Annotated in this window: 23 protein-coding genes; 12 read left to right on the top strand and 11 right to left on the bottom strand. The window is 64.3% G+C overall.

Annotated features, from left to right (window positions below; translation table 11 throughout):
• The first annotated feature begins 37 nt into the window (after positions 1-37).
• The 7 genes from B5V02_RS15825 to B5V02_RS15795 all read left to right on the top strand — a co-directional run bounded on the left by B5V02_RS15825 (position 38) and on the right by B5V02_RS15795 (position 12,289).
• The gene (locus tag B5V02_RS15825) at positions 38-2,593 is read left to right on the top strand and encodes a sensor histidine kinase (RefSeq protein WP_111545055.1); all 2,556 of its coding nucleotides are present in this window, start codon (positions 38-40) and stop codon (positions 2,591-2,593) included.
• Positions 2,594-2,601: 8 nt separating this feature from the next.
• Positions 2,602-4,113 (top strand): tRNA (adenosine(37)-N6)-threonylcarbamoyltransferase complex ATPase subunit type 1 TsaE, encoded by a 1,512-nt coding sequence (tsaE, locus tag B5V02_RS15820; protein WP_111545054.1) that lies wholly within the window; start codon positions 2,602-2,604, stop codon positions 4,111-4,113.
• Positions 4,110-4,838 carry a nucleotidyltransferase family protein gene (locus B5V02_RS15815; RefSeq protein WP_111545053.1) on the top strand — a complete coding sequence of 243 codons (729 nt, stop codon included), beginning with the start codon at positions 4,110-4,112 and terminating at the stop codon, positions 4,836-4,838. Before tsaE ends, B5V02_RS15815 begins: the two co-directional genes overlap by 4 nt.
• The gene (addB, locus tag B5V02_RS15810) at positions 4,835-7,969 is read left to right on the top strand and encodes a double-strand break repair protein AddB (protein ID WP_111545052.1); all 3,135 of its coding nucleotides are present in this window, start codon (positions 4,835-4,837) and stop codon (positions 7,967-7,969) included. The genes B5V02_RS15815 and addB overlap by 4 nt, the downstream gene beginning before the upstream one ends.
• Positions 7,966-11,478 (top strand): double-strand break repair helicase AddA, encoded by a 3,513-nt coding sequence (gene addA, locus B5V02_RS15805; protein ID WP_111545051.1) that lies wholly within the window; start codon positions 7,966-7,968, stop codon positions 11,476-11,478. The genes addB and addA overlap by 4 nt, the downstream gene beginning before the upstream one ends.
• 75 nt (positions 11,479-11,553) lie before the next feature.
• Positions 11,554-11,877, top strand: coding sequence for a thioredoxin (gene trxA, locus B5V02_RS15800; RefSeq protein WP_111545430.1), 324 nt, complete (start codon positions 11,554-11,556; stop codon positions 11,875-11,877).
• Between the two features lie 130 nt (positions 11,878-12,007).
• Entirely contained in the window at positions 12,008-12,289 is a 282-nt protein-coding gene (locus tag B5V02_RS15795) for a cupin domain-containing protein (RefSeq protein ID WP_111545050.1), read from the top strand.
• 29 nt (positions 12,290-12,318) lie between these two features.
• Here the strand turns inward: B5V02_RS15795 and B5V02_RS15790 are convergent, their stop codons facing one another.
• From B5V02_RS15790 to B5V02_RS15765, 6 genes are all read right to left on the bottom strand, one after another.
• A complete protein-coding gene (locus B5V02_RS15790; protein ID WP_111545049.1) occupies positions 12,319-12,738 on the bottom strand; it encodes a VOC family protein in 420 nt (139 codons plus the stop codon).
• Between the two features lie 34 nt (positions 12,739-12,772).
• On the bottom strand, positions 12,773-14,098 hold the full coding sequence (locus B5V02_RS15785) for a bifunctional folylpolyglutamate synthase/dihydrofolate synthase (RefSeq protein WP_111545429.1): 1,326 nt from the start codon (positions 14,096-14,098) through the stop codon (positions 12,773-12,775).
• Positions 14,099-14,218: 120 nt separating this feature from the next.
• On the bottom strand, positions 14,219-15,145 hold the full coding sequence (accD, locus tag B5V02_RS15780; RefSeq protein ID WP_111545048.1) for an acetyl-CoA carboxylase, carboxyltransferase subunit beta: 927 nt from the start codon (positions 15,143-15,145) through the stop codon (positions 14,219-14,221).
• A 48-nt stretch (positions 15,146-15,193) separates the two neighbouring features.
• Positions 15,194-16,033 carry a tryptophan synthase subunit alpha gene (gene trpA / locus B5V02_RS15775; protein WP_111545047.1) on the bottom strand — a complete coding sequence of 280 codons (840 nt, stop codon included), beginning with the start codon at positions 16,031-16,033 and terminating at the stop codon, positions 15,194-15,196.
• 2 nt (positions 16,034-16,035) lie between these two features.
• On the bottom strand, positions 16,036-17,286 hold the full coding sequence (trpB, locus tag B5V02_RS15770; RefSeq protein ID WP_111545046.1) for a tryptophan synthase subunit beta: 1,251 nt from the start codon (positions 17,284-17,286) through the stop codon (positions 16,036-16,038).
• Between the two features lie 87 nt (positions 17,287-17,373).
• Positions 17,374-18,033: a phosphoribosylanthranilate isomerase gene (locus B5V02_RS15765; RefSeq protein WP_111545045.1), complete on the bottom strand. Its 660-nt coding sequence runs from the start codon at positions 18,031-18,033 to the stop codon at positions 17,374-17,376.
• Between the two features lie 113 nt (positions 18,034-18,146).
• Here B5V02_RS15765 and B5V02_RS15760 point away from each other — a divergent pair, with 113 nt between their 5' ends.
• Positions 18,147-18,365: a hypothetical protein gene (locus tag B5V02_RS15760; RefSeq protein WP_111545044.1), complete on the top strand. Its 219-nt coding sequence runs from the start codon at positions 18,147-18,149 to the stop codon at positions 18,363-18,365.
• 56 nt (positions 18,366-18,421) lie between these two features.
• On the opposite strand, the gene B5V02_RS15755 is transcribed toward B5V02_RS15760, so the two are convergent.
• The 5 genes from B5V02_RS15755 to B5V02_RS15735 all read right to left on the bottom strand — a co-directional run bounded on the left by B5V02_RS15755 (position 18,422) and on the right by B5V02_RS15735 (position 22,282).
• Positions 18,422-18,889, bottom strand: coding sequence for a hypothetical protein (locus B5V02_RS15755; protein WP_111545043.1), 468 nt, complete (start codon positions 18,887-18,889; stop codon positions 18,422-18,424).
• 3 nt (positions 18,890-18,892) lie between these two features.
• Entirely contained in the window at positions 18,893-19,651 is a 759-nt protein-coding gene (locus B5V02_RS15750) for a M48 family metallopeptidase (protein WP_111545042.1), read from the bottom strand.
• A gap of 100 nt (positions 19,652-19,751) precedes the next feature.
• Positions 19,752-20,234 carry a DUF2852 domain-containing protein gene (locus B5V02_RS15745; RefSeq protein ID WP_111545041.1) on the bottom strand — a complete coding sequence of 161 codons (483 nt, stop codon included), beginning with the start codon at positions 20,232-20,234 and terminating at the stop codon, positions 19,752-19,754.
• 75 nt (positions 20,235-20,309) lie between these two features.
• A complete protein-coding gene (locus tag B5V02_RS15740; RefSeq protein ID WP_111545040.1) occupies positions 20,310-21,494 on the bottom strand; it encodes a benzoate/H(+) symporter BenE family transporter in 1,185 nt (394 codons plus the stop codon).
• Complete coding sequence (locus B5V02_RS15735) at positions 21,494-22,282, bottom strand: alpha/beta hydrolase (protein WP_111545039.1); 789 nt, start codon at positions 22,280-22,282, stop codon at positions 21,494-21,496. Before B5V02_RS15735 ends, B5V02_RS15740 begins: the two co-directional genes overlap by 1 nt.
• 206 nt (positions 22,283-22,488) lie before the next feature.
• Between B5V02_RS15735 and infC the strand changes: the two genes are divergently transcribed.
• The 4 genes from infC (at position 22,489) to rplT (ending at position 24,830) form a co-directional block, all read left to right on the top strand.
• Positions 22,489-23,025 carry a translation initiation factor IF-3 gene (infC, locus tag B5V02_RS15730; protein ID WP_010912915.1) on the top strand — a complete coding sequence of 179 codons (537 nt, stop codon included), beginning with the start codon at positions 22,489-22,491 and terminating at the stop codon, positions 23,023-23,025.
• 343 nt (positions 23,026-23,368) lie between these two features.
• A complete protein-coding gene (locus tag B5V02_RS15725; protein WP_111545038.1) occupies positions 23,369-23,995 on the top strand; it encodes a methyltransferase family protein in 627 nt (208 codons plus the stop codon).
• Positions 23,996-24,187: 192 nt separating this feature from the next.
• Positions 24,188-24,391 (top strand): 50S ribosomal protein L35, encoded by a 204-nt coding sequence (gene rpmI / locus B5V02_RS15720; protein ID WP_006201248.1) that lies wholly within the window; start codon positions 24,188-24,190, stop codon positions 24,389-24,391.
• Positions 24,392-24,428: 37 nt separating this feature from the next.
• Complete coding sequence (gene rplT / locus B5V02_RS15715; RefSeq protein ID WP_023672281.1) at positions 24,429-24,830, top strand: 50S ribosomal protein L20; 402 nt, start codon at positions 24,429-24,431, stop codon at positions 24,828-24,830.
• Positions 24,831-24,875: the final 45 nt, after the last annotated feature.

Raw genomic sequence — 24,875 nt, 5'->3', positions numbered from 1 at the left:
GGCGGTCTTGCATTCAGGCGGCGGAGAGGACCAAGACATGCCGGGGCAACACCCGCACGGAGCGGGACGGGCCGTTTCCGGCGGCCAAGACGATTCGGGGATCACTGGCTCCGCCATGCAAAGCGGAAGCCTGTCATGGCGCGCCCGCGCGGCACTGTTCCTTGCCACATCGGCGTTTGCCGGCTCCTTGGCCAATGCGGTTGCGCATGCCGAAGCCGCCGGCGTGACAACGGCCGGGTTGTCGATCAGCGCGATCGAGGTCATGCAGCTTGCGGTGTTTGTCGGCGTGACCGGCGCGGCACTTCTGTCGGCCATCGTCCTCATCCGCGAAAGAGCCCGCACCTCGGCGGATAATGTCGAACTCAGGAGCCGCCTCGCCGACATCAACGCGGCCCTGCGCCGCTCGGAGGCGCTGCTCAATCTGCGCGACCAGCGCGTGGTCGTCTGGGCCGCTGAAAACAAGAAGCCCGAACTCATCGGCACACTGCCCGTAGAGAGCGGTGCTCCCGAGGACCGGGCTGCTTTCCTCGCTTTCGGCCGCTGGCTGATGCCGCGTTCTGCGGCGGCGCTCGAACATGCCGTCGCGGGACTGCGCGAAAAGGCGAAACACTTCGACCTCGTCATCGAATCGCAGGCCGGCGCACCGCTCGAAGTGCATGGCCGCAAGAGCGCCGCCCATGTGCTCGTGCGTTTCGTCTCGCTCTCGGAGACGCAGCGCAGCCAGGCCAGGCTGAAGATCGAGAACCAGCGGCTGGCCGCCGACCATGACACGATGATCGGCCTGCTCGACGCGCTGAACATGCCGGCATGGCTTCGCAGCGAGGATGGGCGGTTGAAGTGGGTCAACCGGGCCTATGCCGATGCGGTCGAAGCAGACAATGCCGAAGCCGCGGTTCGGGAGGCAAAGGAGTTCCTCGGCGGCCAGGCACGCGATGCGATTGCCGCCCAGCACAAGACGCATCCGGTCTTCGAGCAGTCGCTTTCCACCGTGATCGAAGGCGACCGCCGTGTGTTTGCGGTCACCGATTTCGCCGGCGCGGACGGCTCGGCCGGCCTTGCCTGCGACACCAGCGCCATCGAGGCCGTTCGCGGCGAATACGAACGGACCGTCAGGAGCCACGCCGACACGCTCGACCAGCTCAATACGGCGGTCGCCATTTTCGACACCGACGAGAAGTTGCGGTTCTTCAACCAGGCTTTCCAGAAGCTGTGGGGCCTCGACAGCGGCTTCCTGCACAGCGCTCCCGACAATGCCCTGTTGCTCGACCGGCTGCGCAGCTCGGGCAAGATCGCCGAGCAGCCGGAATGGCGCCGCTGGAAGGAAGGCCTGCTCGGCGCGTACCGCGCCGTCGAATCGCAGGAACACTGGTGGCATCTGCCGGACGGCAAGACCATCCGCGTCGTCGCCAACCCGCAGCCCAAGGGCGGCGTGACCTGGGTGTTCGAGAACCTGACCGAGAAGATGGACCTCGAAAGCCGCTACCAGACAGCGGTGCGGGTGCAGGGCGAGACACTCGACAATCTTGCCGAAGGCGTGGCGGTGTTCGGCCCCGATGGCAGGCTTCGGCTGTCGAACCCTGCCTTTGCCAAGCTCTGGGGCTTGAGCGGCGAAGCGGCCAAGCCCAATGTGCACGTTTCCGCGATCCGCGACCTTTGCGACGGGCAGGCGGCGAACAGTCCCTGGCCGGGCTTCGTTGCCGCCATCACCGGGTTCGACGACGAGCGTCGCGACCGCCACGGCCAGACCGAACTCAACAACGGCAATGTGCTGAGCTACGCCATGATCCCGTTGCCCAACGGGCAGGTGATGATGACCTTCGTCGACGTCACCGACAGCGTCAACGTCGAGCGGGCGCTGAAGGACAAGAACGAGGCGCTGCAGAAATCCGACCAGCTCAAGAACGAATTCGTCCAGCACGTCTCCTACGAATTGCGCTCGCCACTGACCAACATCATCGGCTTCACCGAACTTCTGTCGCTGCCGGCGACCGGTCCGCTGACGCAGAAGCAGCGCGAATATGTCGAGCATGTCGGCTCGTCCTCCTCGGTCCTGCTCACGATCGTCAACGACATCCTCGACCTGGCGACGGTGGACGCCGGCATCATGCAGCTCGACATTTCAGAGGTGCATGTCGATCGCACCATCGCGGCTGCGGCCGAACTGGTGGCCGACCGGCTGGAAGAGCATTCGATCAGGCTCGAGGTCGACGCCGCCGCGGCGCCGAAGACGTTCCATGGCGACGAGATCCGCGTCCGCCAGATCCTCTACAATCTGCTCAGCAACGCCGCCAACTATGCGCCGGAAGCCAGCACCATCCGGCTCACTTGCCGCCATCTGGCGGACGGGGTGGAATTCTCGGTTCATGACGACGGTCCCGGCATGCCGCCGGACCTGCTCGATTCGGTGTTCCGCCGTTTCGAGCCGCGTGCCAATGGCGGCCGCCGGCGCGGCGCCGGTCTCGGCCTGTCGATCGTCAAGAGCTTTGTCGAACTGCATGGCGGCAGCGTTCGCATCGAAACCGGCAAGGACAAGGGCACGACCGTCATCTGCACCTTTCCCGACACGCCGGGCATCCGCGCCGCGGCCGAGTAGCGCGCTCGATGACGGGATTGGTGCTGGAGCGTTTACTCGCCGACGAGACACAGACAGCGTTGCTGGGCGAAGATCTCGCGTTGTCATTGCGTCCAGGTGACGTCCTGGCGCTCAAGGGCGACCTCGGCGCCGGCAAATCCACCTTGGCGCGGGCGTTGATCAGGGCTTTGGCCGACGATGCCGGCCTCGATGTTCCGAGCCCGACCTTCACGCTGGTGCAGAGCTACGACACCCGCATCCCGGTCCATCATTTCGATCTCTACCGCCTGTCCTCGGCGACCGAGATCGATGAGCTTGGTTTCGAGGAAGCCCTGGCGCAAGGCGCTGCCCTGGTCGAATGGCCGGAACGAGCGCAGGACTATCTGCCGAAAACCTCGGTGCTGATCGAAATCGTCCAGCATGGCGAGGGTCGGCTGGCCCGGTTGTCGGGCGAGGGCGCTGCCTTCGACCGGGCGGCGCGGTCGCTGGCCATGCGCCGCTTTCTCGAAAGTGCCGGCTGGGGCGAAGCAAGGCGCCGCCATTTCATCGGCGATGCCTCGGCCCGCTCCTATGAGATCGTATCGCTTGCCGGCGCGGAGCCGCGTGTGCTGATGAACTCGCCGCGGCTGGTGCTCGGGCCGCCGGTCCGCGACGGCAGGCCCTATGCCGAGATCGCTCATACCGCGCAGTCGGTCTCCGCCTTCGTCGCCATCGACCGGGCTTTGAAGGCGGGTGGCGTCAGTGTTCCGGAAATCCATGCCGAGGACCAGGATCAGGGGTTCCTTCTGCTCGAGCATCTTGGTTCCGAAGGATTTCTTGGGAGCGATGGCCAGCCGGTGGCCGCGCGCTATGCGGCGGCGGCCGAACTGCTGGCCATGATGCATGGCAGGGCCTGGCCGCAACGCCTTGAAACGGGGCGGGGCGACTTCCATGACGTGCCGCCTTTCGACCGCGATGCCATGATGATCGAAGCCGATCTGCTGGTTGACTGGTACGTGCCGGCGATATCAGGCAGCCCGGCAAGCGATGCCTTGCGCGCCGGTTACCACAAGGAATGGAACGCGCTCCTCGACCGGCTGCAAGGCCGCGAAGTCACGCTGATGCTGCGTGATTTCCATTCGCCCAACATCATCTGGCGCGGCGACCGTTCCGGGCATGATCGGCTGGGCATCGTCGATTTCCAGGACGCGCTGATCGGCCCGTGCGCCTATGACGTCGCCTCGCTGGCCATGGACGCGCGTGTTACGATGTCGCCCGAGATCGAGAGGGAGACGCTCGACGCCTATGTCGCGGCGCGCTACGCAGCCGGCGCCTTCGACGAAGAAAGCTTCCTGGAATCCTACGCAATCATGGCGGCGCAGCGAAACTCCAAGATCCTCGGCATCTTCGTCCGCCTCGAAAAGCGCGACGGCAAGCCCTATTATCTGAAGCACCTGCCGCGCATTCGCGATTATCTGCGCCGGGCGCTGTCTCATCCTGCGCTGGCCAGCCTGCGGGAGTTCTACAACGCCAACGGTTTGCTGGAGGAGCGGGCACTGTGACAGCAAGACCGGACACTGCCATCGTGCTTGCCGCCGGGCTTGGCAAGCGCATGCGGCCGATCACCGACACCATTCCCAAGCCGCTGGTCAAGATCGCCGGCAAGACGTTGCTCGACTGGGGGCTCGACAGCCTGGCGGCCGCCGGTGTCGGCAAGGCCGTCGTCAACGTCCATTATCTTCCCGAGCAGATCGTTGCCCATGTCGCGGCGCGCCGCGCGCCACGGATCGTCATTTCCGACGAGAGCGAACGACTTCTCGATTCTGCAGGCGGCATCGTCAAGGCGTTGCCGGAACTGGGCGAGCAGCCCTTCTTCATCCTCAACGCCGACACCTTCTGGATCGACCAAGGTCCTCTCAATCTCGGCCGCCTTGCCCTTGCATGGGACGCGGCGAAAATGGATATTCTGCTGATGCTGGCGGATCTCCATCAGGCGACCGGACACTGCGGCAGCACCGATTTCCTGGTGGCGCCGGATGGCGGCTTGCGGCGTTCAAAGGGTGACCCGGCCGGCCTGATCTATGCCGGGGCGGCGATCGTCCATCCGCGCCTGTTCGAGCAAGCGCCGGCCGAACCGCACTCGCTCAACGCTTATTTCGACACGGCCATTGCTGCCGGCCGCCTGTTCGGCATGCCGATGCATGGCCATTGGATCACCGTCGGCACGCCCGATGCCATTGCGCTCGCGGAAGCGGCGGTGGCCGACGCGCTAGCCGAGTCACGATGAGCGGCTCAAGCCGCGTTTTCTCAATTCCCTCCGGAGCGCCGTTTCTGCCGACGCTTGCCGAGGCGCTGCTTGCCGGGCGTCTTGTTCCGGGGTTTCGGTTTGACGGCGACCCGCTCGCTCTGGCCGATGTCACCATCTATGTGCCGACGCGCCGCGCCGCGCGCGCCTTGCGGGGTGTCTTCGTCGACAGCCTCGCGGCGCTCGGCGGCGGCGGTTCGGCGATCCTGCCGGTCATCCGGCCACTCGGCGAGTTCGACGAGGATGAGGCCGCATTCGAGACGGAGGCGTCGGCGGCAATCGACCTCGCGCCGCCGATTGCCGCAGCCGAACGCCTGTTGCTGCTGGCGCCGCTGGTGCGCGCCTGGAAGCGCCGGCTGCCGGCCCATGTCGCGGCGCTCTTCGCCGAGGAGATCGTCATCCCGGCCTCTACCGCCGATGCGATCTGGCTGGCGCGCGATCTCGCCCGGCTGATGGACGAGATCGAGACGGAAGGCACGGACTGGGCCAAGCTTACCGACCTGGTGACCGGCAACCTTGCCGGATGGTGGCAGGTGACGCTCGAATTTCTCGGCATCGTCACCGATGCCTGGCCGAAATTCCTTGAAGAGCGCGATCGCTCCAACCCGGCCGCGCATCGCAGCGCGCTGATCCGCGCCGAGGCCGCGCGGCTGCAGCGCAATCCACCTGCCGGGCCGGTCATCGCCGCGGGCTCGACCGGCTCGATACCCGCAACGGCCGAGCTGCTTGCCGCGATTGCCCGCCTGCCCGGCGGCGCCATTGTGCTGCCCGGTCTCGACCGGACGCTGGACGAAGCGTCGTTCCAGGCAATCGCGGCGCCCGGCGCGCGTCCGGCCGTGCTCGGCCACCCGCAATACGGTCTCGCCAGATTGATCGGCAAGATCGGCGTGCTGCGTGGCGATGTCGAGGAGATCGGCGCGGCGGAGCCGCGGCTCGCGCTCCGCGCCGCCCTGGTCGGCGAAGCGCTGCGGCCGGCCGAAACCACCGAATTGTGGGCCGAGACGCGCGACGGCTTTTCAGCGTCCGACATTGCCGGCGCCTTCGCCGGCGTGACCCTGCTCGAAGCCGCAAGCGAACGCGATGAAGCCGTCGCCATCGCCGTTGCGCTCAAGCGCGCGGTCGAAGAACGGGGCCAAAGGGCGGCTCTCGTGACCGGCGATCGCGCACTGGCGCGGCGCGTCTCGGTCGAACTCCTGCGGTTCGGCGTCGTCGCCGACGATTCCGGTGGCACGCCGCTCGCCAACACCCCGGCGGCCAGCCTGCTCGGGCTGGCGCTCGAGGCGGTGTTCCGGCCAGGCGATCCGGTCGGCCTGCTGTCGCTGCTCAAGCATCCTCTGCTTGGGCTTGGCCTCGAACGCGCTGATGTGCGCCACGCGGCGGAGCTGGTTGAACTGGTGGCGCTGCGCGGCGGCACCGGCCGGCCCGACATCGTTTCGCTACCGGAACTGTTCGAAACCCGCCTCACCGGCCTTGGCAGCGGCAGCCGGCCGCCCTTCTGGTTTTCCCGTCTGACCGTGCGCTCCATCGAAGGCGCGAAGAATTTGCTCGAACGTCTCGCGCACGCGCTGGCGCCGCTCGCGGCGTTTCGCGATCAGGCGGACGCCGATCTTGCCGCGCTGGTCAGGGCCAGCGTCGAGGCGCTCGAAAATCTCGGCCGTACCGCCGATGGCGGCCTTGGCGCGCTCTATGCGGGTGACGCCGGCGAAAAGCTTGCCGAATTGCTGCGCGGGCTGGTCGCGGCTTCTGCACCGCTGTCCTTCGCCGCAGACGAGTGGCCCGACGTGATGGCGGCGCTGATCGCGCCTGAAACGGTCAAGCCGGCACAAGGCACCGACAGGAACATCGCCATCTGGGGCGCCCTGGAAGCACGCTTGCAGGATGTCGACACGCTGGTCATCGGCGGGCTCAACGAAGGCGTGTGGCCGCGCAAGCCCGAGAGCGACCGCTTCATGTCGCGGCTGATGAAGACCGGCATCGATCTCGAACCGCCCGAACGGCGTATCGGCCTTGCCGCGCATGATTTCCAGATGGCCATGGGCGCGAAGAAGGTGGTGCTGGCCCGCTCGGCGCGTGCCGGCGACGCCCCTGCCGTCCCGTCGCGCTGGCTGCAGCGCCTGCTCACCTTCATCGGCAACGACCAGGCCTCTGAACTGCGCCGGCGCGGCGACGAGTTGCTCGCCTGGGCACGCGCGCTCGATACCGGGCGGAGGCAGGATTTCGCGCCACGGCCGCAACCGAAGCCGCCACTGTCAGTGCGCCCAGGCCATTTCTCGATCACCGAGATCGAGACCCTGCGCCGTGACCCCTACGCCGTCTATGCAAGGCGGATCCTCGGCCTGATGCCGCTCGATCCGGTCATCCGCGATCCCGGTGCGGCCGAGCGCGGCACGCTGTTTCACGCCATCCTGCATCTGTTCTCGGCGCGCGTTGCCGATCCGCGCGCGCCCGACGCGCTCGCCGGCCTCATCGCTGCCGGCCGCGCCTGTTTTGCCGAAGTCGCACTTCCGGCCGATGTCGAGGCGGTGTGGTGGCCGCGTTTCGAAAAACTCGCCGCCAACATCATCGAGTGGGAGCGTACGCGCGCCGACGCGGTGATGCGGCGGCATGCCGAGGAGCGTGCTGGAAAGACCGTCGTCGGCCAGTCCGGCATGACACTGTCCGGCTACGCCGATCGGGTCGACCTGCTGGCCGGCGGCATGGCCGACATATTGGACTACAAGACAGGCTCCTCGCCGTCTAAGGCGCAAGCGCACACGCTGCTTGCGCCGCAACTGGCGCTGGAAGGCGCGCTGCTCAGGCGCGGCGCCTTCAAGGATCTGGGCGAGCGCGAACCCTCGCAACTGGCCTTCGTGCGGCTGAAGCCGAATGGCGAGGTGTTCGAGGAATCGATCCTCGAACACAACCGCCAGCCGAAAACCGCGACCGATCTTGCCGAAGAGGCCTGGGCGCGGCTGGAAAAGCTCCTGATCCATTATGCCGACCCTGGGACCGGATATCTGTCGCGCGCGCTGCCGTTTCGTGAAGGCGAGACCGATGGCGATTACGACCATCTTGCCCGTGTGCTCGAATGGTCCGCCGGCGGCGATGCCGGTGACGAGGGAGGGGAGGCATGAAGAAGGCCTATCCCATTCCCAGCGACACCGCGACCAGCCAGGCCCGCGCCGCCGACCCCCAGAATTCCGCCTGGGTGTCGGCCAATGCCGGCTCCGGCAAGACCCATGTGCTGGCCCAGCGTGTCATTCGGCTCCTGCTGCGCGGCACCGATCCGTCGAAGATCCTGTGCCTGACCTATACGCGCGCCGCCGCCGCCAACATGTCGAACCGGGTCTTCTCGACGCTGTCGGAGTGGACGGCACTCGCTGACGCGGATCTTGCGGCAAGGATCGAAACGCTGGAAGGCCGCCGGCCCGATCTTGAGACCATGCGCCGGGCGCGGCGCCTGTTCGCCGAGGCGCTGGAAACGCCCGGCGGGCTGAAGATCCAGACCATCCACGCCTTCTGCGAATCGGTGCTTCACCAGTTCCCGCTGGAGGCCAACATTCCGGCCCATTTCGAGATGCTCGATCCGCCGATGGAGGCATCGCTGTTTGCCACCGCGCGCCGCGACATGATTTCCGGAACGGCCGCCGGCGACATGGAACTGGCCGAGGCGTTTGCCACCATTCTCGATCGTGGCGGTGAAGCCGGGCTCGATACGTTGCTGGGCGAGATCGTGCGCAAGCGCGACGGCTTGCGCAGTTTCATCGACACGATCGGGCGCGACGGCACGCGTTTCCAGGCGCTGTTCGATGAATTCCATTTCCGCCCCGGCCAGACCGCCGACGGCATAGCGGCATCGGTCTGGCCGTTGCCGGGTTTCCTGCCCGATTATTTTGCCGGCTTCGCCCAGGGGGCGGATGCCACCGATGCCAGGACGGTGCTGAACAACATCCTGCCCTATGCGCGTCAGGCTTTCGCCGAAAGCGACCCGGTTCGCCGTCTGCAGCTGCTTGCGAGAGCCTTCCTCAAGACCGATGGCGACGCTTACGATCCGGCCAAGGCGTTCAAGAAAGCTCTGGTCGACCGGCTGCCGGATCTGGCGGAACGCTATCTCTCGACGGCCAATGCCATCGTCGAAACAGTCGACAGGCTGGCGCTGTTCCGGATGCTGGAAGGCACGCGCGCCGCGCTGACCATCGCCGACTGGCTGATCGCCCGCTACGAGGTGCTGAAGCGCAGCCGCGGCTTTCTCGATTTCAACGACCTGATCACCCGGACGGTCAACCTTCTGGCGCGGCCAGATGCCGGCCCCTGGGTGCAATACAAGCTCGACCAGGGCATCGACCACATCCTGCTCGATGAGGCGCAGGACACCAGCCCGGATCAATGGGAGGTGGTGAAGCGACTGGCGGAAGAATTCTTTGCCGGCTTCGGCGCCCGCGACAGGGTCCATCGCACGGTCTTTGCCGTCGGCGACGAGAAGCAGTCGATCTATTCCTTTCAGGGTGCGGCGCCGGACTCCTTCGCCGACAGCCGGCTGTTGTTTGCCGGACGCGTGCGCGACGCCGAGGCGTCCTTCGCTGACCTCAAGCTGACCTGGTCGTTCCGTTCGACCGACGACGTTCTGACCGCGGTCGACCGCGTCTTTGCCGATCCCATCGTGCGGCGCGGCATCAGCCATGATCCCGATCCGCTGCGCCACCAGGCGATTCGCACCGATGCGCCGGGCTATGTCGAGGTCTGGCCGTCGGTCGGTGCTGACGTCGTCGACGAGCCCGACGACTGGACGCAGGCCATCGACCATGCCCATGCGCCGGCGGTGCGCGTTGCCGAGAACGTCGCGGCCACCATTGCCGGCTGGATCGGCGCCGGTGAAATCATCGAAGGTCGCGGCAAGCGGCTGCGGCCGGGCGACGTGCTGGTGCTGGTGCGCAAGCGCGACCGCTTCGTCCACGCACTGACCCGGGCGCTCAAACGCCGCGACATTCCGGTCGCTGGCGCCGACCGGCTGAGCCTGCCCGGACACATTGCGGTCAAGGACCTGATCGCGCTCGGCCATCTCCTCATCCAGCCGCAGGACGATTTGTCGCTCGCCGCCATCCTGCGCAGCCCGATCTTCGATCTGCCGGAGGAGAGGCTTTTTGCGCTCGCGGCGGAGCGGCCGCCTGGTTTGTCGCTGATCGCATCGCTGCGCGCCCACGCTGGCGACAGCGAGGCTTTGGCGGCCGTCGTCGCCCAGCTCGACATCTGGACGAGTGAGGCCGCCTTCAAGCCGGTGTTTGAGTTTTACGCCGGCCTGCTGGCCCGCGATGGCGTGCGCCGGAAGATGATCGCGCGGCTCGGACCCGAGGCCGGCGATATCCTCGACGAGTTCCTGAGCTTCTGCCTTGCCGAGGAGCGAACCGGCCTGCCTGGGCTGGAAGCCTTCCTGTCGACGCTGGAGAATGCCGGCCCCGAGATCAAGCGCGAGATGGACCAGACCCGCGACGAGGTTCGCGTCATGACCGTGCATGCGGCCAAGGGCCTGGAGGCACCGGTCGTGTTCCTGGTCGACGGTGGTTCGGCGCCGTTCAGCGATCAGCATCTGCCGCGCCTGATGCCGTTCGACGGCTCGGGCTGGGACGGCAAGGGCTATCTCTGGCGTTCGGCCAGCGATGTCGCCAACGGCTTTTCCAAGGCTGCCGCGGTGCGGGCACGAGAGCTTGCCGATGACGAATATCGCCGGCTGCTCTATGTCGGCATGACCCGCGCCGAGGACCGGCTGATCGTCTGCGGCTATCACGGCAAGCGGGCGCCGAACACCGGCACCTGGCACTCGATTGTCAGCCGCGCGCTGATAGGTGCGGCGGAGAGCGAACAGCGTCCGCATTCCGCCGGCGGCGAGCCGGTGCATCGTTTTCACGTCACCAAGCTGCCGCCCGTGGCTTTGGTTTCCAGCGATCAGGCACGGCAGGCGCACAGTTTCGGGCCTTTGCCGGCGACCCTGTTCCGGCCCTTGCCGCCTTTCGAGGACTTGCCGCGTCCGCTGTCGCCGTCCGGCGCTTCGGCGCTGATCGACGAAGGCAAGGAAGCTGTGGTCGACAAGGCTTCGCCGGTGCTCGACGCCGATGCCGAGCCAGGCTTTGCCGTGCTGCGTGGGCTCGCTTTGCACAAACTGCTGCAGATGTTGCCCGGCATTGTCGAGGGCGAACGCGAGGGCGCGGCGGAACGCTATCTCGCGCGAACGGGTGCAGATTGGCCTCGATCAGAGCGTCAAAAGGCCCTGGCGTCGGTCACGGCCATCCTTGCCGATCCGAGCTTCGGCCAGCTGTTTGCGCCATCGTCGCGTGCCGAGGTCGCGATCATGGGCAGCCTGGAGGTGAAGGGCAAAAAGCGCTCGATTTCCGGCAAGATCGACCGGCTGGCAGTGACGCCGGACGCGGTCTCGATCGTCGACTACAAGACCAACCGACCGGCACCCGCCTCTCTGGCCGAGGTCCCTCCGGCCTATGTCCTGCAACTCGCGCTCTATCGCGCCCTGCTGCAGCCGCTTTATCCCGGACGCGCGGTCAAGGCCGCCTTGCTGTTCACCGAGGCGCCGCGGCTGATCGAACTGCCGGCGAGCGTCATGGATGACGCCCTTGCTCGACTCACGGGAGCGTGACACAACACCTGCTTGAAGAAGGGCACGATCACCACCACATTTGGTGCGACAAAAACTTTCGAAAGGATTTTCCGCATGACCACCGTCAAGGTCGACAAGAGCAATTTCCAGGCCGATGTGCTTAACGCCAGCGTACCGGTCGTCGTCGATTTCTGGGCGGAATGGTGCGGTCCCTGCAAGATGATCGCTCCCGCGCTCGAAGACATCGCCACCGAACTTGGCGCCAAGGTGAAGATCGCCAAGCTGAACATCGACGAGAATCCAGAACTCGCGGCGCAGTTCGGCGTGCGCTCGATCCCGACGCTGATGATCTTCAAGGGTGGCGAAGTGGCCGACATGAAGGTTGGCGCAGCACCCAAGACCGCGCTGTCGCACTGGATCAACGGCAGCCTCGCCTGATCCGTCTGAAATTCCTGATATCAAGCCCGGCCTCGCGCCGGGCTTTTTGTTGGCGTCATCGGTGGGCCGCTCTGGCCCTCACATCTGCGCACTCCATGTCTTCTGTTGGCAGCAGAAGCAGGAGAACGCTATGACCGGATCCGCCAAGGCCACCGTCTTCATCGACAATGAGCGCGTCATTGTCACCGAGTACCGCTTCCAGCCGGGCGACAACACCGGCTGGCACCGCCATGGCCATGACTATGTGGTCGTGCCGCTGATGGACGGCACGGTGAAGCTGTTGACCAAGGACGGCGAATCCTTCGCCGAGATGAATAAGGGCGCGCCTTATTTCCGCAAGGAGGGCGTCGAACACGACGTCATCAACGCCAATGAGGGCGAATACGCCTTCATCGAGATCGAACTGAAGTAGCCGCGAAGGCCATCAGGCGGCAGGCGCGACTACCAGTCGGCGATACGATCGCCTCCGGCGAATTGCGCACTTTTTTCGGTATACTCGAACAGCTCGATCTTCACGTCGTTGGGGTCGCGAATCCAGGCCTGGTAAGTATCATCGCAGGCGAGCTTCTTTGCCGTGACATCGACGCCCTTCGACCTGATATGGGCGATCGCTGCGTCGATGTTTTCCACTTCCAGGCAGAAGTGGTTGATCTGGTTCAGGTCGCTGTAGCTGGCCCCGTCCTTCTGGAACACCTCGACGTGGCTCCGACCGCCGCAATCGAGGTAGAACCCGAAAATCTTGCCGTCACGCAGGAAATTGAATTGGGTGTCCATGCCGAGGACATCGCGATAGAAGCGTCGCGTCACCTCCAGATCATTCGCGAAGATGCAGACGTGAGCGACCTGCTTGACCTTGATCATGACTGCTCCTTGCGGTGATCGCCGAAAGCCGACCTCAGGTCGGGGGCGTGCCGTTCTCGGCCAGCACCGCGCCGGCCAGATAAAGCGAACCGCCGATCAGGATGCGCGGCGCCGGACCGTCCCAGGTGTCGCGCAGCAGCATCAGCGCGCTGGCGACGGAACTCACCGGCTCGGCCGTCAGCCCGGCTTCCGTCGCGCGGACCGCCAGTTCATCGTTCGGCACGCCGGCGTCGCTGAGGCTCACTGGCACCGTGTAGACATGCCGGGCGAGGCCCTTGAAGGCGCGGAAATAGCCGCTCTGGTCCTTGGTGTTGATCATGCCCGAGATGAGGAAGAGCGGCCGCGGGTTCTTTTCTTCCTGCTCGGCCAGCGCCTCGGCAATCACCACGCCGGCGCCCGGATTGTGGCCGCCGTCGAGCCAGATGTCGGCACCCTTCGGCGCCAGTTCGGTCAGCCGGCCCTGCGCCAGCTTCTGCATGCGGCCGGGCCAGGCGACATTGATCATCGCCTTTTCGGCAGCGCGATGGCTGATCTCGAAGCCGGCCGCCTTGACCGCCGCGATCGCCGCCGCCGCATTGGCGAACTGGTGGCGTCCCGGCAGCCGCGGTGGCGGCAGGTCCATCAAGCCGTCTTCGTCCTGGTAGACCATGCGGCCGTTCTCCTCGAAAGCGAGGAAATCCTGGCCGTAGACGAAGGTCGGACACTCGAGCCGCTCGGCGGTCTCGATCAGCACCTGCAGCGCCGTCTCGCTTTCCTGCGCGCCGATGACCACCGGGCAGCCGCGCTTGATGATGCCGGCCTTTTCGGCGGCGATCAGTTCGACACGGTCGCCGAGATAGGCCTCATGGTCGAGCGACACCGGCATGATCACCGATACGGCCGGCTCCTTGATGACGTTGGTGGCGTCGAAACGGCCGCCTAGCCCGACCTCGATGATGGCGGCATCGGCCTGGTGTTCGGAAAACAACAGGAAGGTGACGGCGGTGAGGATCTCGAAGACGGTGATGTGCTCGCCTTCATTGGCCCTGGCGACGCGGGCGATGGCATCGGCGAACACCCTGTCGTCGACCAGCCTGCCGCCGCCATCGGCGGCCAGCCGGTAGCGCTCGTGCCAGTTGACCAGATGCGGCGAGGTGTGGACATGGACGCGGTAGTCCGCCGCTTCCAGCAGCGCGCGCGAAAACGCCGCGCACGAGCCCTTGCCGTTGGTGCCGGCAATGTGGATCACCGGCGGCAGCCGGTCCTGCGGATTGTCAAGCCGCTCCAGCAGCCGCGAAATGCGGTCGAGCGAAAGGTCGAAGCCTTTCGGGTGAAGCGCCATCAGGGCTTCGATTTCGCGGTCGGCGGCAAGCGTTGTCATGGCGCAATCCTGGCCCATGGCCCGGGAACCAGAATCGGTTTCGAAATGGCCATGGCAATCAAAAAGCTACAGCGCGCCACGGACATGGCGCAATCGCGTTTCGCGGCGAAGAATGTCGCGTCAGGCCTGTGGGCGTGCCTCGGCCGGAATTGTTGCCGGCGGCAGGATTTCCGGTTCGAGAGGCCTTTGCTCCTCCGGCAGCTTGAGCAGCATTTTCAGCAGCCTTGCGATCGTTTCGCGCATCTGAAGCCTCGACACCACCATGTCGACCATGCCGTGCTCCATCAGATATTCGGAGCGCTGGAAGCCGTCCGGCAGTTTTTCCCGGATCGTCTGTTCGATGACGCGCGGCCCGGCAAAGCCGATCAGCGCGCCGGGTTCGGCGATGTGCACGTCGCCCAGCATGGCGTAGGAAGCGGTGACGCCGCCGGTGGTCGGGTTGGTCAAAACGACGATGTAGGGCAGGCCGGCCTCCTTCAGCCGGTCGACACCAACCGTGGTGCGCGGCAGCTGCATCAGCGACAGGATGCCTTCCTGCATGCGGGCGCCGCCGGACGCGGCAAACAGGATCAGCGGCCGCTTGCGCTGCAAGGCGACTTCGAAACCGTGCACGATGGCGTCACCGGCGGCCATGCCGAGCGAGCCGCCCATGAAGGCGAAATCCTGCACGGTCACCACCACCGGCAGGCCTTCGACGGTTCCCAGCGCATTGATGATGGCGTCTTCGAGGCCGGTCTTGGCTTTGGCGTCCTTCAGCCTGTCGACATAGCGTTTCTCGTCGCGGAATTTCAGCGGATCCTGCATGACCTTGGGGTTGTCCAGGGTCTCGTATTTGCCGTCGTCGAAGAAGAACTTCAGCCGCTCCTTGGCCGAGATCTTCATGTGGTGGCCGGAGGACGGAATGACGAACTGGTTGGATTCCAGATCCTTGTGGAACACCATCTCGCCGGTCTCCGGATCCTTGATCCAGAGATTCTCGGGCATATCGGTGCGCCGGCCGAGCATCGAATTGATCTTCGGGCGAACGTAATTGGTGATCCAGTTCATCGCTTCGGCTCCTGTCCTGACGAAGATTTGGGAAGAGAGGTAGGAAAACTATTCGGCAGCAGCAAGGCGGGCCGAGCGCACACCTTGCGCAAGGCCGCTGACCAGCGTGGCAACGGCTTCGGCCGGGTCGGCGGTCTTTTCGCCCTTCGGCCCCAGCACATTGGCCACCGCATTGACGATCGCGGTGCCGACGACGACGCCGTCGGCGTTGGCGCCGATCACCCGCGCCTGCTCGGCGGTCTTGACGCCGAAGCCGACGCAGACGGGCAGGTCGGTATGGCCCTTGATACGCTTCACCGCCGCCGCCACCTTGCCGGTGTCGGCCAGCGCCGAACCGGTGATACCGGTCATCGACACATAGTAGACGAAGCCCGACGTGTTCTGCAGCACCTTGGGCAGGCGCTTGTCGTCGGTGGTCGGCGTCGCCAGCCGGATGAAGTTGATGCCGGCCTTGAGCGCCGGAATGCACAGTTCCTCGTCCATTTCCGGCGGCAGGTCGACGACGATCAGCCCATCGATGCCGCTGGCGATCGCATCCTTGAGGAAGCGGTCGACGCCATAGATGTAGATCGGATTGTAATAGCCCATCAGCACGATCGGCGTTTCATTGTCTCCGGTCCGGAACTCCGACGCCATCTTCAGCGTCTTGACCAGCGTCTGGCCGCCTTTCAGCGCCCTCAAGCCCGCCGCCTGGATCGCCGGGCCGTCGGCCATAGGATCGGAGAAGGGCATGCCGAGCTCGATGACGTCGGCGCCTGCTCCAGGCAGTGCCTTCATGATCGACAGCGAGGTGTCGTAGTCGGGGTCGCCACCCATGAAATAGGTGACGAGTGCCGGGCGGCCCTCGGTCTTCAGCTTGGCCATGCGGCGGTCGATGCGTGTGGTCATGATCAGATCTCCATGCCCAGCATGCTGGCCACCGTGTGCACGTCCTTGTCGCCACGGCCGGACAGGTTGACGATAACAATCTGGTCCTTGTCCATGGCCGGAACGATCTTCACCGCATGCGCGATGGCGTGCGCCGATTCCAGCGCCGGGATGATGCCTTCGACGCGCGTCGTCAGCTTGAAGGCCTCCAGCGCCTCGTCGTCGAGGATAGGCACATATTCGACGCGGCCGGAATCGCGCAGCCAGGAATGCTCCGGGCCGACGCCTGGGTAGTCCAGTCCGGCCGAGATCGAATGCCCGTCCATGATCTGCCCATCGGAATTCTGCAAGAGATAGGTGCGGTTGCCGTGCAGCACGCCTGGCGCACCGGCGTTCATCGAGGCGCAGTGCTCGATGCCGTCGAGACCGCGGCCGCCGGCCTCGATGCCGATGATGCGAACCTCCTTGTCGTCGAGGAAAGGATGGAACAGGCCGATGGCATTGGAGCCACCGCCAACACAGGCGATGATGGTGTCCGGCAGCCGGCCTTCCTGCTCGAGGATCTGCGCGCGCGCCTCGGTGCCGATCACCGACTGGAAGTCGCGCACCAGCTCCGGATAGGGATGCGGGCCGGCGGCGGTGCCGATCAGGTAATAGGTGTCCTCGACATTGGTCACCCAGTCGCGCAACGCCTCGTTCATGGCGTCCTTCAGCGTGCCGTGGCCGGCGGTCACCGGCCGCACTTCGGCACCGAGCAGCTTCATGCGGAAGACGTTGGGGCTTTGGCGAGCGACGTCGGTCGCGCCCATATAGACGACGCAGGGAAAGCCGAAGCGGGCCGCGACCGTGGCAGAAGCCACGCCATGTTGGCCGGCACCCGTCTCGGCGATAATGCGCTTCTTGCCCATGCGCTTGGCCAGCAGGATCTGGCCGAGGCAATTGTTGATCTTGTGCGAGCCGGTGTGGTTCAGGTCCTCGCGCTTGAAATAGACCTTGGCGCCGCCCCCGAGGCCCTTCGCCGAGGAAACCTCACGAAGATGCTTCGTCAAACCCTCTGCGAAATAAAGCTTCGACGGCCGCCCGGCATAGTGGGTCGAAAGGTCCGTGAGTTCAGCCTTGAAATCGGGATCGTTCTTGACCTCGTTCCAGTGCCGCTCGAGGTCGAGGATCAGTGGCATCAGCGTTTCGGCAACGAAACGACCACCGAAAATGCCGAACATGCCCTGTTCGTCGGGTCCGGTGCGGAAGGAATTGGGTGTCGCCGGCTTGTCCATCGCCGATCTCCTGGTCTCGATGTGGGGGCATGTCCTTGTCGGAAAACCGGTTCCCACTTTTCCGGGACATGCTCTGGTTTGAGCCGGTCAGGCGGCGCGGTTGTCGCGCGCTGCCCTGACGGCCCGGAAAAACTGTTCGATCAGCGCCGGATCCTTGACACCCGGCGCGCTTTCCACGCCGGAGGAAATGTCTATTCCGGGCGGGTTGGCAAGCCGAAGGGCATCGCCGATATTGGCGGCGTTGAGCCCACCGGAAAGCATGTAATCGACGCCGGCGTCAAGGCCGGTGAGGATGCGCCAGTCGTAGGCCACGCCGTTGCCGCCCGGCAGCTCAGAGCCCTTAGGCGGCTTGGCGTCGAACAGGAAATGATCGGCAATGCCGATAAACGGCTTTAGCCGCTCGAGGTCGGCGGCCTCGCTGACCGATAGCGCCTTCATAACCGGCAAGCCGTAGCGGGCTTTCACCTCGGCCACCCGCTCCGGCGTTTCCGAGCCGTGCAGCTGCAGCATGTCGGGCTGCATCGCTGCCACGATCTCATCCAGGAAGGCGTCGGTGGCATCCACGGTGACGGCGACCGCTTTTGCCTTGCCGCGCGCCGCCTCGCGCAGACGGCCAGCTTCGGCAGGCTCGACATAGCGCGGGCTTTTGGCGAAGAAAATAAACCCGACATGGCTAGCGCCGCCGGCCAGCGCCGCGGCCATTGCCCCGTCGGTCTTCAAGCCGCAAATCTTGATGTCGAGCGCCATGGCGCGGGAATTGGCATGAAAAGCGGAAAGAGTCGAGAAAAAGCATACTGTTTGCCAGCAAGGCCAAAGGCGCTACCTATTGAAGGACAGGGATACAAGGCGGGAGCAAGATCATGGCTGACAGAACCGTTGCCGAACTCAGACAGAAGATCGCGCAGGCGCGCGAGGTCATCGCCCATCTAATGGACAAAGCCGCCTTCAACGGCGCCGAAGCGCATCGCGCGCTCGACTATTTCGGCGGCGATGAATTCGACGGCAACTTCCTGCCCTGGCCGCATCACGGTGATGAGGGGCTGCGGCCGGAGGAGCTCAACGCGGCGAATGACGACTGACAGTTAAAGCCCGGCTAAAACGCTGGTGCGCGGGTCTCTGGTCAGAGCGCGCTTTGTCAATGGAGCGTCGCCACTCCCAGCGCGCGGCTCAGATTGTTCATGGCCTCCAATGGAAACTCGTGACGGATCCATTCTTTCTTGTAACCCTCAATGCCATATGTATTCAGAACCGCGCGAGCGGCATCAAGAACCGCTTCTGCGAACTCTCGCAACCCGCAGATGGCATCAAGTTTCACTTCGCCGAACTCATCCGGCTCGTCAGACCACAGCTTTGAAAACTCTAGTATCTGCACTCTGATAAAAGCGCCTTGTGGAACCAAGACAAAGCGGTACTCTCCAGGTTCATCACAGAAGCGTGCGACCGAATATCTGGTGCCTTCCAGCGCATTCAGTGTCGCGCCAAGCAGTTCGTTCAGAGCATCGCCCAGATAAGACGCTGCCACGGTTGCCTGAAGGTCCCCAATCGAAACATCGCACATCGCCCAGCCACTACCAATCAGGCGGTATTCGATACGCGCAGGCATCAATCACTCGAACACAATCGCCTGTAGCGCGCCGCCATTGCGCTTCAGCCATGCCTTGCAGCGCTCGGTGTCCGGGCAGAGCTGCTCGCACAGTTTCCAGAATTTCGGGCCGTGGTTCATCTCTTTGAGATGCGCCACTTCATGCGCGACGAGGTAATTTATGACCGGCGACGGCGCCATCATGATGCGCCAGGAAAACGACAGATTGCCGTCGGAGGTGCAGGAGCCCCAGCGGCTCGACGTGTCCTTGAAGCGGATCGCCTTGGCGCGCTTGCCCAGCGCCTGCGTGTGTTTCACCACCAGCTTCTCGATCTCGCGCTTGGCCTCGCGCTTGAGGAAATCGGCGATGCGGCGCGGCAGGTGTATGCGGTCGCCATGCACGATCAGCAGCGGACCGCGCTCGTCACGCGACACGGTGACGGTGCCGCGTTTCGAGGGCTCATGGACGATGCGATGCGACACGCCGCGCACCGGGATCTTGATGCCGGGCCGCACCTGCGGCCGGTTGGGCACCTTGGCCAGCCGCTGTTCCAGCCACTCCTGATGGCGGTCGAGGAACTTTTCGACCTCGCCCCGGCGCAGGCCGGGTGGCACGGTGATGCGCAGGCCACGACCACCGGAATCGATGCGCAGCGTCAGCCGCCTTGCGCGGTCGTTCTCGACGATCTTGAGCGGCAATGAGCGGCCGGCAACGACATGCTCGCGCTCTTCTACAGGCGCGGGCTTGGGCTTTGTCAGATTGCGGAAGAAGCCGAAAGACATGGCCGGACGATACGCGATTCGAGGAAAACGAATAGAACAAAAAAGAAACGGCGCCGCTCGCGCGACGCCGTTTTTTCACGATGTGGCCTGTCGCCGGGCCTCAGTCGTCAAGCAGGTTCGAGCCCTTGCCACGCTTGGTGGTCGTCGTCCCGGTGCTCGGATCGGTCTTCGTCGGCGCCGTCGACTTGTTGCGGTTGGCCATGAAGCGGTCGAACTCGTCCTGATCCTTGGCACGGCGCAATTCGCGAGCGTATTCGTCGAACTGGGTCAGCATTTCGTCGAGCTTGCGGCGCTCTTCGTTCAGCCGCTCAAGTTCCTTTTCGCGCCAGTCGTCGAAAGCGACGTTGCCGGTGCGGGTGGAGCCGTGACCCCAGCGCGCGGCCTTGTCGGAACCGCGGCGGCAGCCGGCGAAGATGCCGTCGGTCGCGCGGTTGACGTCACGCTTGAAGCCATCGAGGCGGTCGCCCCAGATGATATAGGCAAGCATGGCGAAGCCGAGTGGCCAGAACACCATGAAACCGATCACCATCAACGCGATGGTTGCCGGCGTCCAGGCCGGACGGATCAATGCAGATGTGTTCATTTTCTCCCATTCCTTCGGTTGGAGACAGCCAAACCCGGCTGCGTGGAATCGAAATGGGAAGGAGAAAACGGCGATTCAAGACAATGCCTGCCAAAACCGGACAAGCGGCTGAAATGATTGTCGCTTTTTGAGCCTATCGAGGAAAAGCACGACCAGGCCGGCAATCAGGCCCCAGAATGCGGCACCGACGCCGAACAGCGTCAGCCCCGAGGCGGTGACGACAAAGGTGACGGTGGCGGCCATGCGATCAGCCTCCTCCTTCAGCGCGATCGACAGCGCGTTGGCGAGCGACGCCATCAGCGCGAGACCCGCGACCAGCACGATAAGGCTCTGCGGCAGGACGGCGAAGATCGCCACCAGCGAAGCGCCGAAAATCGCGAAGACAAGATAGGCCAGCGCATAGAACGGGCCGGTCTTCCAGCGCTCGGCGGTGTCGGGATGGACGTCCGGCCCGGTGCAGATCGCTGCCGAGATCGCCGCCAGATTGGTGGTCGAGCCGCCGAACGGCGCCGACAGCAGCGAAAACAGGCCGGTGACGCCGATCAGCGGGCCGGGCTCGGGGTGGTAGCCGGCGGCGCGCAGCACCGCGAGTCCCGACAGGTTCTGCGAAGCCATGGTGACGAGATAGAGCGGCAGCGCGAGACCAATGATCGCCTTGGCGGTGAAATCAGGCGCAATCAGCGTCAGCGTCGACAGTTCCGGTGTCGGCAGGCCGCCGACGCGGCCCGTCAGGAAGGCGGCGAGGCCACCGCCGATCAGTACGGCCAGCACCGACAGCGCCGGATTGAATAGGCGGATGACGAAGAAGGCCGCGATCAGCGGCAGGATCAACTGGGGATCGACGGGAACGGTCTTCACCGCATTGAGGGCGAAGGTGACGACGATACCGGCCAGCATGCCCGAGGCGACAGAGGGCGGTATCCTCGAGATCAGCTTCGTCAGGGGCCGGAACAGCCCGGTAGCGATCAAGAGGACGGCGGTGACGATGAAGGCCGCGACAGCCTCGCCCATCGAAAAGCCGCTCGAAGCCGCGATCAGCGCCAGGCCCGGCGTCGACCAGGCGGTGATGACGGGCATTTTCGTGCGCCACGACAGCCACAGGCTTTCGATCGCCATGGCAAGGCAGATCGTCGTCACCCAGCTCGCCGTCTCGATCTGCGTCGCGCCGACTGCCTTGGCCGCCGCGATGACGATGGCCAGCGTGCCGCCAAAGCCGACGATGGCGGCGACGAACGCGTGTATCGGAATGGAAAGGCGCATCAGTTCTCCCTCTGTGCCATGGCGCCGACGGCCCGCACCAGCATGTCGAGATCCTGCGGTCGCGACAGCCGATGATCACCGTCGGGGATCAGCGACAAGGTCACGTCGTCGGCCGGCAGCAGACTGACCAGCTTCAGCGCGTGGCTTGCCGGCACGTCCGCATCGGCCAGCCCCTGCAAGATGTGCACCGGGCAATGCGTGTCGATAGGGCCTGTCATCACCAGGTTGTTGCGTCCGTCCTCGATCAGCGCGCTTGTGTAGATGTAAGGCTCGGCGGAATAATCCGACGGCTCCTCGAAGAAGCCCTTTTCGGCGAGGTCGCGCTTCTGCGCCTCGGTCAGCACCGGTTCGACCAGCTCAGCGGTGAAGTCCGGCGCCGGCGCCAGCAGCACCAGTCCTGCGACATTGCTGTCGCCCGCCTTGCGCAATTCCTGCACCATGCGCAGCGCGATCCAGGCGCCCATCGAGGAGCCGACCAGGATCTGCTTGCCCTGGGTGAACTGCCGGAACACGGCAAGGCTTTGCGCAAGCCATGTCGAAATCGTGCCGTCGGCAAAGGCGCCGCCGGATTCGCCATGGCCGGAATAGTCGTGGCGCAGGAACGCGCGGCCTTCTTTTTCGGCCCAGCCCGACAGCGTCTGCGCCTTCGTGCCCAGCATGTCCGACTTGTAGCCGCCGAGCCAGACGATGCCGGGCTCGGCACCTTTTGTATGGCGCACCGCGATGCTCGATCCCCCAACATCCAGAAAGATTGGGACATCCAGAAAGATTGGGGGCGTGGCAGTCATGGCTTTTTCCTCACACCTCGCTTTTGGCACAGCCAGCGCCGGGGCGGAAAGTGCTCGCTATGTTTCTTTGTTTGGTGCAGGCCAGTGATCAGGGTGATTTTCTGTCGACGCTGTGCTATTGACTCCGCCCGCGCGCTCACCACATTGGCGCGTCCACGCATCAAGACTGACAAACCCCGAACGAAACGGCCAAGGAGACCACGACCATTCGCAGACCTTTCAAAGCAGCGGCGCCGACCAAGGATGGCCCGCGCTCCAACCGTGATATCCGGGTTCCCCGGGTCCAGCTTATCGACGCCGAAGGCCAGAACCGCGGCGATGTTTCCATCAACGACGCATTGCTGCTCGCCGAAGAGGCTGGGCTCGATCTCGTCGAGATATCGCCCAATGCGGTGCCCCCCGTCGTAAAGATCCTCGATCTCGGCAAGTTGAAATACGCCAACCAGAAGAAGGCGGCCGAGGCGCGCAAGAACCAGAAGGTCATCGAGATCAAGGAGATCAAGATGCGCCCGAACATCGACAGCCATGACTACGAGACCAAGATGAAGGCGGTTCGCCGCTTCTTCGAGGAAGGCGACAAGGTCAAGCTGACATTGCGTTTCCGTGGCCGCGAAATGGCGCATATGGAACTCGGCATGCAGCTTCTGAACAAGGTTCGCGAGGAAGTGGCGACCATCGCCAAGGTCGAAGCGGAACCGAAGCTCGAAGGCCGCCAGATGATGATGGTGCTGGCGCCGCGCTAGGGTGTATTGAGATTCAGGTCAGGCCGAGTCGAAAATGGTGGCTTTCGAGAACCGGAGCGGAGCGGACATTTGGGTCCGTGAGCACCGGAAGCGCAGGAAGCTGCCGTTTGCAGGCCGGCATCACCTGAATATCAACACACCGAGATCACGATGACGTCAGGCCTGGTCATCGCGCTCTAAATCCGCCTGAATTGTAGTACACGGCGTCCCGGCGATCGGCGGGACGCCTGTTTCCTGGCCACAGCTGCGATCGCCGGCTCTGTTTTTATGCATGTCGTCCTCCCAAAACCGGGGCCACTTTGGGGCGACGTGCATTAGGCTCCTCGACGATCGGATTCCTCCCTTGGACAAAGAACTCAAATACGGGCTGGGAAACTACCAGCGCACGCGCAGGATAGTTCTTGCCGTTCTCGTGGTCGTGCTGTTCGCCGCGCTGCTGTTTGGCCAATCGACCTTCCCGCCCGATACGGCGATGCATGAGACGATCGAGATGTTCGGCGTGCTGCTGATTTTTCTCGGCCTCGTCGGTCGCCTTTGGTCGACGCTCTACATAGGCGGGCGCAAATCTTCCGAAGTGGTGACGGGCGGACCCTACTCGATCACCCGCAACCCGCTCTATGTGTTCTCGACCGTGGCCGCGGCCGGCGTCGGCGCGCAGATCGGCTCGTTCTCCGGCATCATTCTCTTTGCTGTTCTGTGCGCGGGCGCCTTCCATATCGTCATCCTGCGCGAAGAGAAATTCCTCAAGGAAGCGCTCGGCGCGCCCTATCAGGCCTATCTGGCAAGGGTGCCGCGCTTCTTTCCGAACCTTTCCCTCTACCAGGAGGGCGATACGGGCAGCTTCAAGCCGCGCCTGCTGTTGAGCACACTGCTCGACGGCCTTGTGTTCCTCATTGCGCTGCCGGCTTTCGAGCTGATCGACGGCGCCCAGCAGTCGGGCATGCTGCCGGTATTGTTTACGCTCCCCTGACCAGGGACGCAGCGTCCCGGGAACGAGCGGCGCAGTGGGTGTTGCACAGCCGCCTGCTTTGACGTATAGGACCGCCGTTCAAGAAAACCGCCCGGCAGGGCATGCCGTGGCGGTTTCATTTGCTTTTCGGGCTTTGGTCGGCCCGAAGCGAACAAGAAGCGCGATAGTGCGCCAACAATACGGAGTAGCAAAATGCCCAAGATGAAGACCAAGTCCGCTGCCAAAAAGCGGTTCAAGATCACAGGTACGGGTAAAGTCCTGTCGGCTGCGGCCGGCAAGCGTCACGGCATGATCAAGCGTTCCAACAAGTTCATTCGAAATGCCCGCGGCACGATGGTTCTGGCTGAACCGGATGGCAAGAAGGTCATCAAGAATTTTCTGCCGAACGGCCTCTAAGGCATTCGGTCCGGACACGTTTTAAGGAGATCATGACATGGCACGCGTAAAGAGAGGCGTCACCTCGCACGCCAAGCACAAGAAGGTCCTGAAAGCCGCCAAAGGCTTCTACGGCCGCCGCAAGAACACCATCCGCATCGCCAAGCAGGCGGTGGAAAAGTCGATGCAGTACGCGTATCGCGACCGCAAGAACCGCAAGCGCTCGTTCCGCGCGCTGTGGATCCAGCGCATCAACGCCGCGACGCACGAGCACGGCCTGACCTATGGCCGCTTCATCGACGGCCTCAACAAGTCGGGCATTGAGATCGATCGCAAGATCCTGTCGGACATGGCCATCCATGAGCCGCAGGCTTTCGCCGCACTCGTGGCCAAGGCCAAGGTTGCGCTCGAATATCTGAAGAACACCACGCCGAACGCTTTTGAAAGCGCTGTCGCTTAAGACCAGCGCTTCCCAAGCATTCGAAATTCTGATTTGGGGAACCCG

This window comes from Mesorhizobium kowhaii, from assembly GCF_003253745.1.
In the GTDB taxonomy this organism is placed as follows: Bacteria; Pseudomonadota; Alphaproteobacteria; order Rhizobiales; family Rhizobiaceae; genus Mesorhizobium; species Mesorhizobium kowhaii.
Note: the sequence above shows the minus strand (reverse complement) of the source record. Positions and strands in the feature narration are given on the sequence as shown.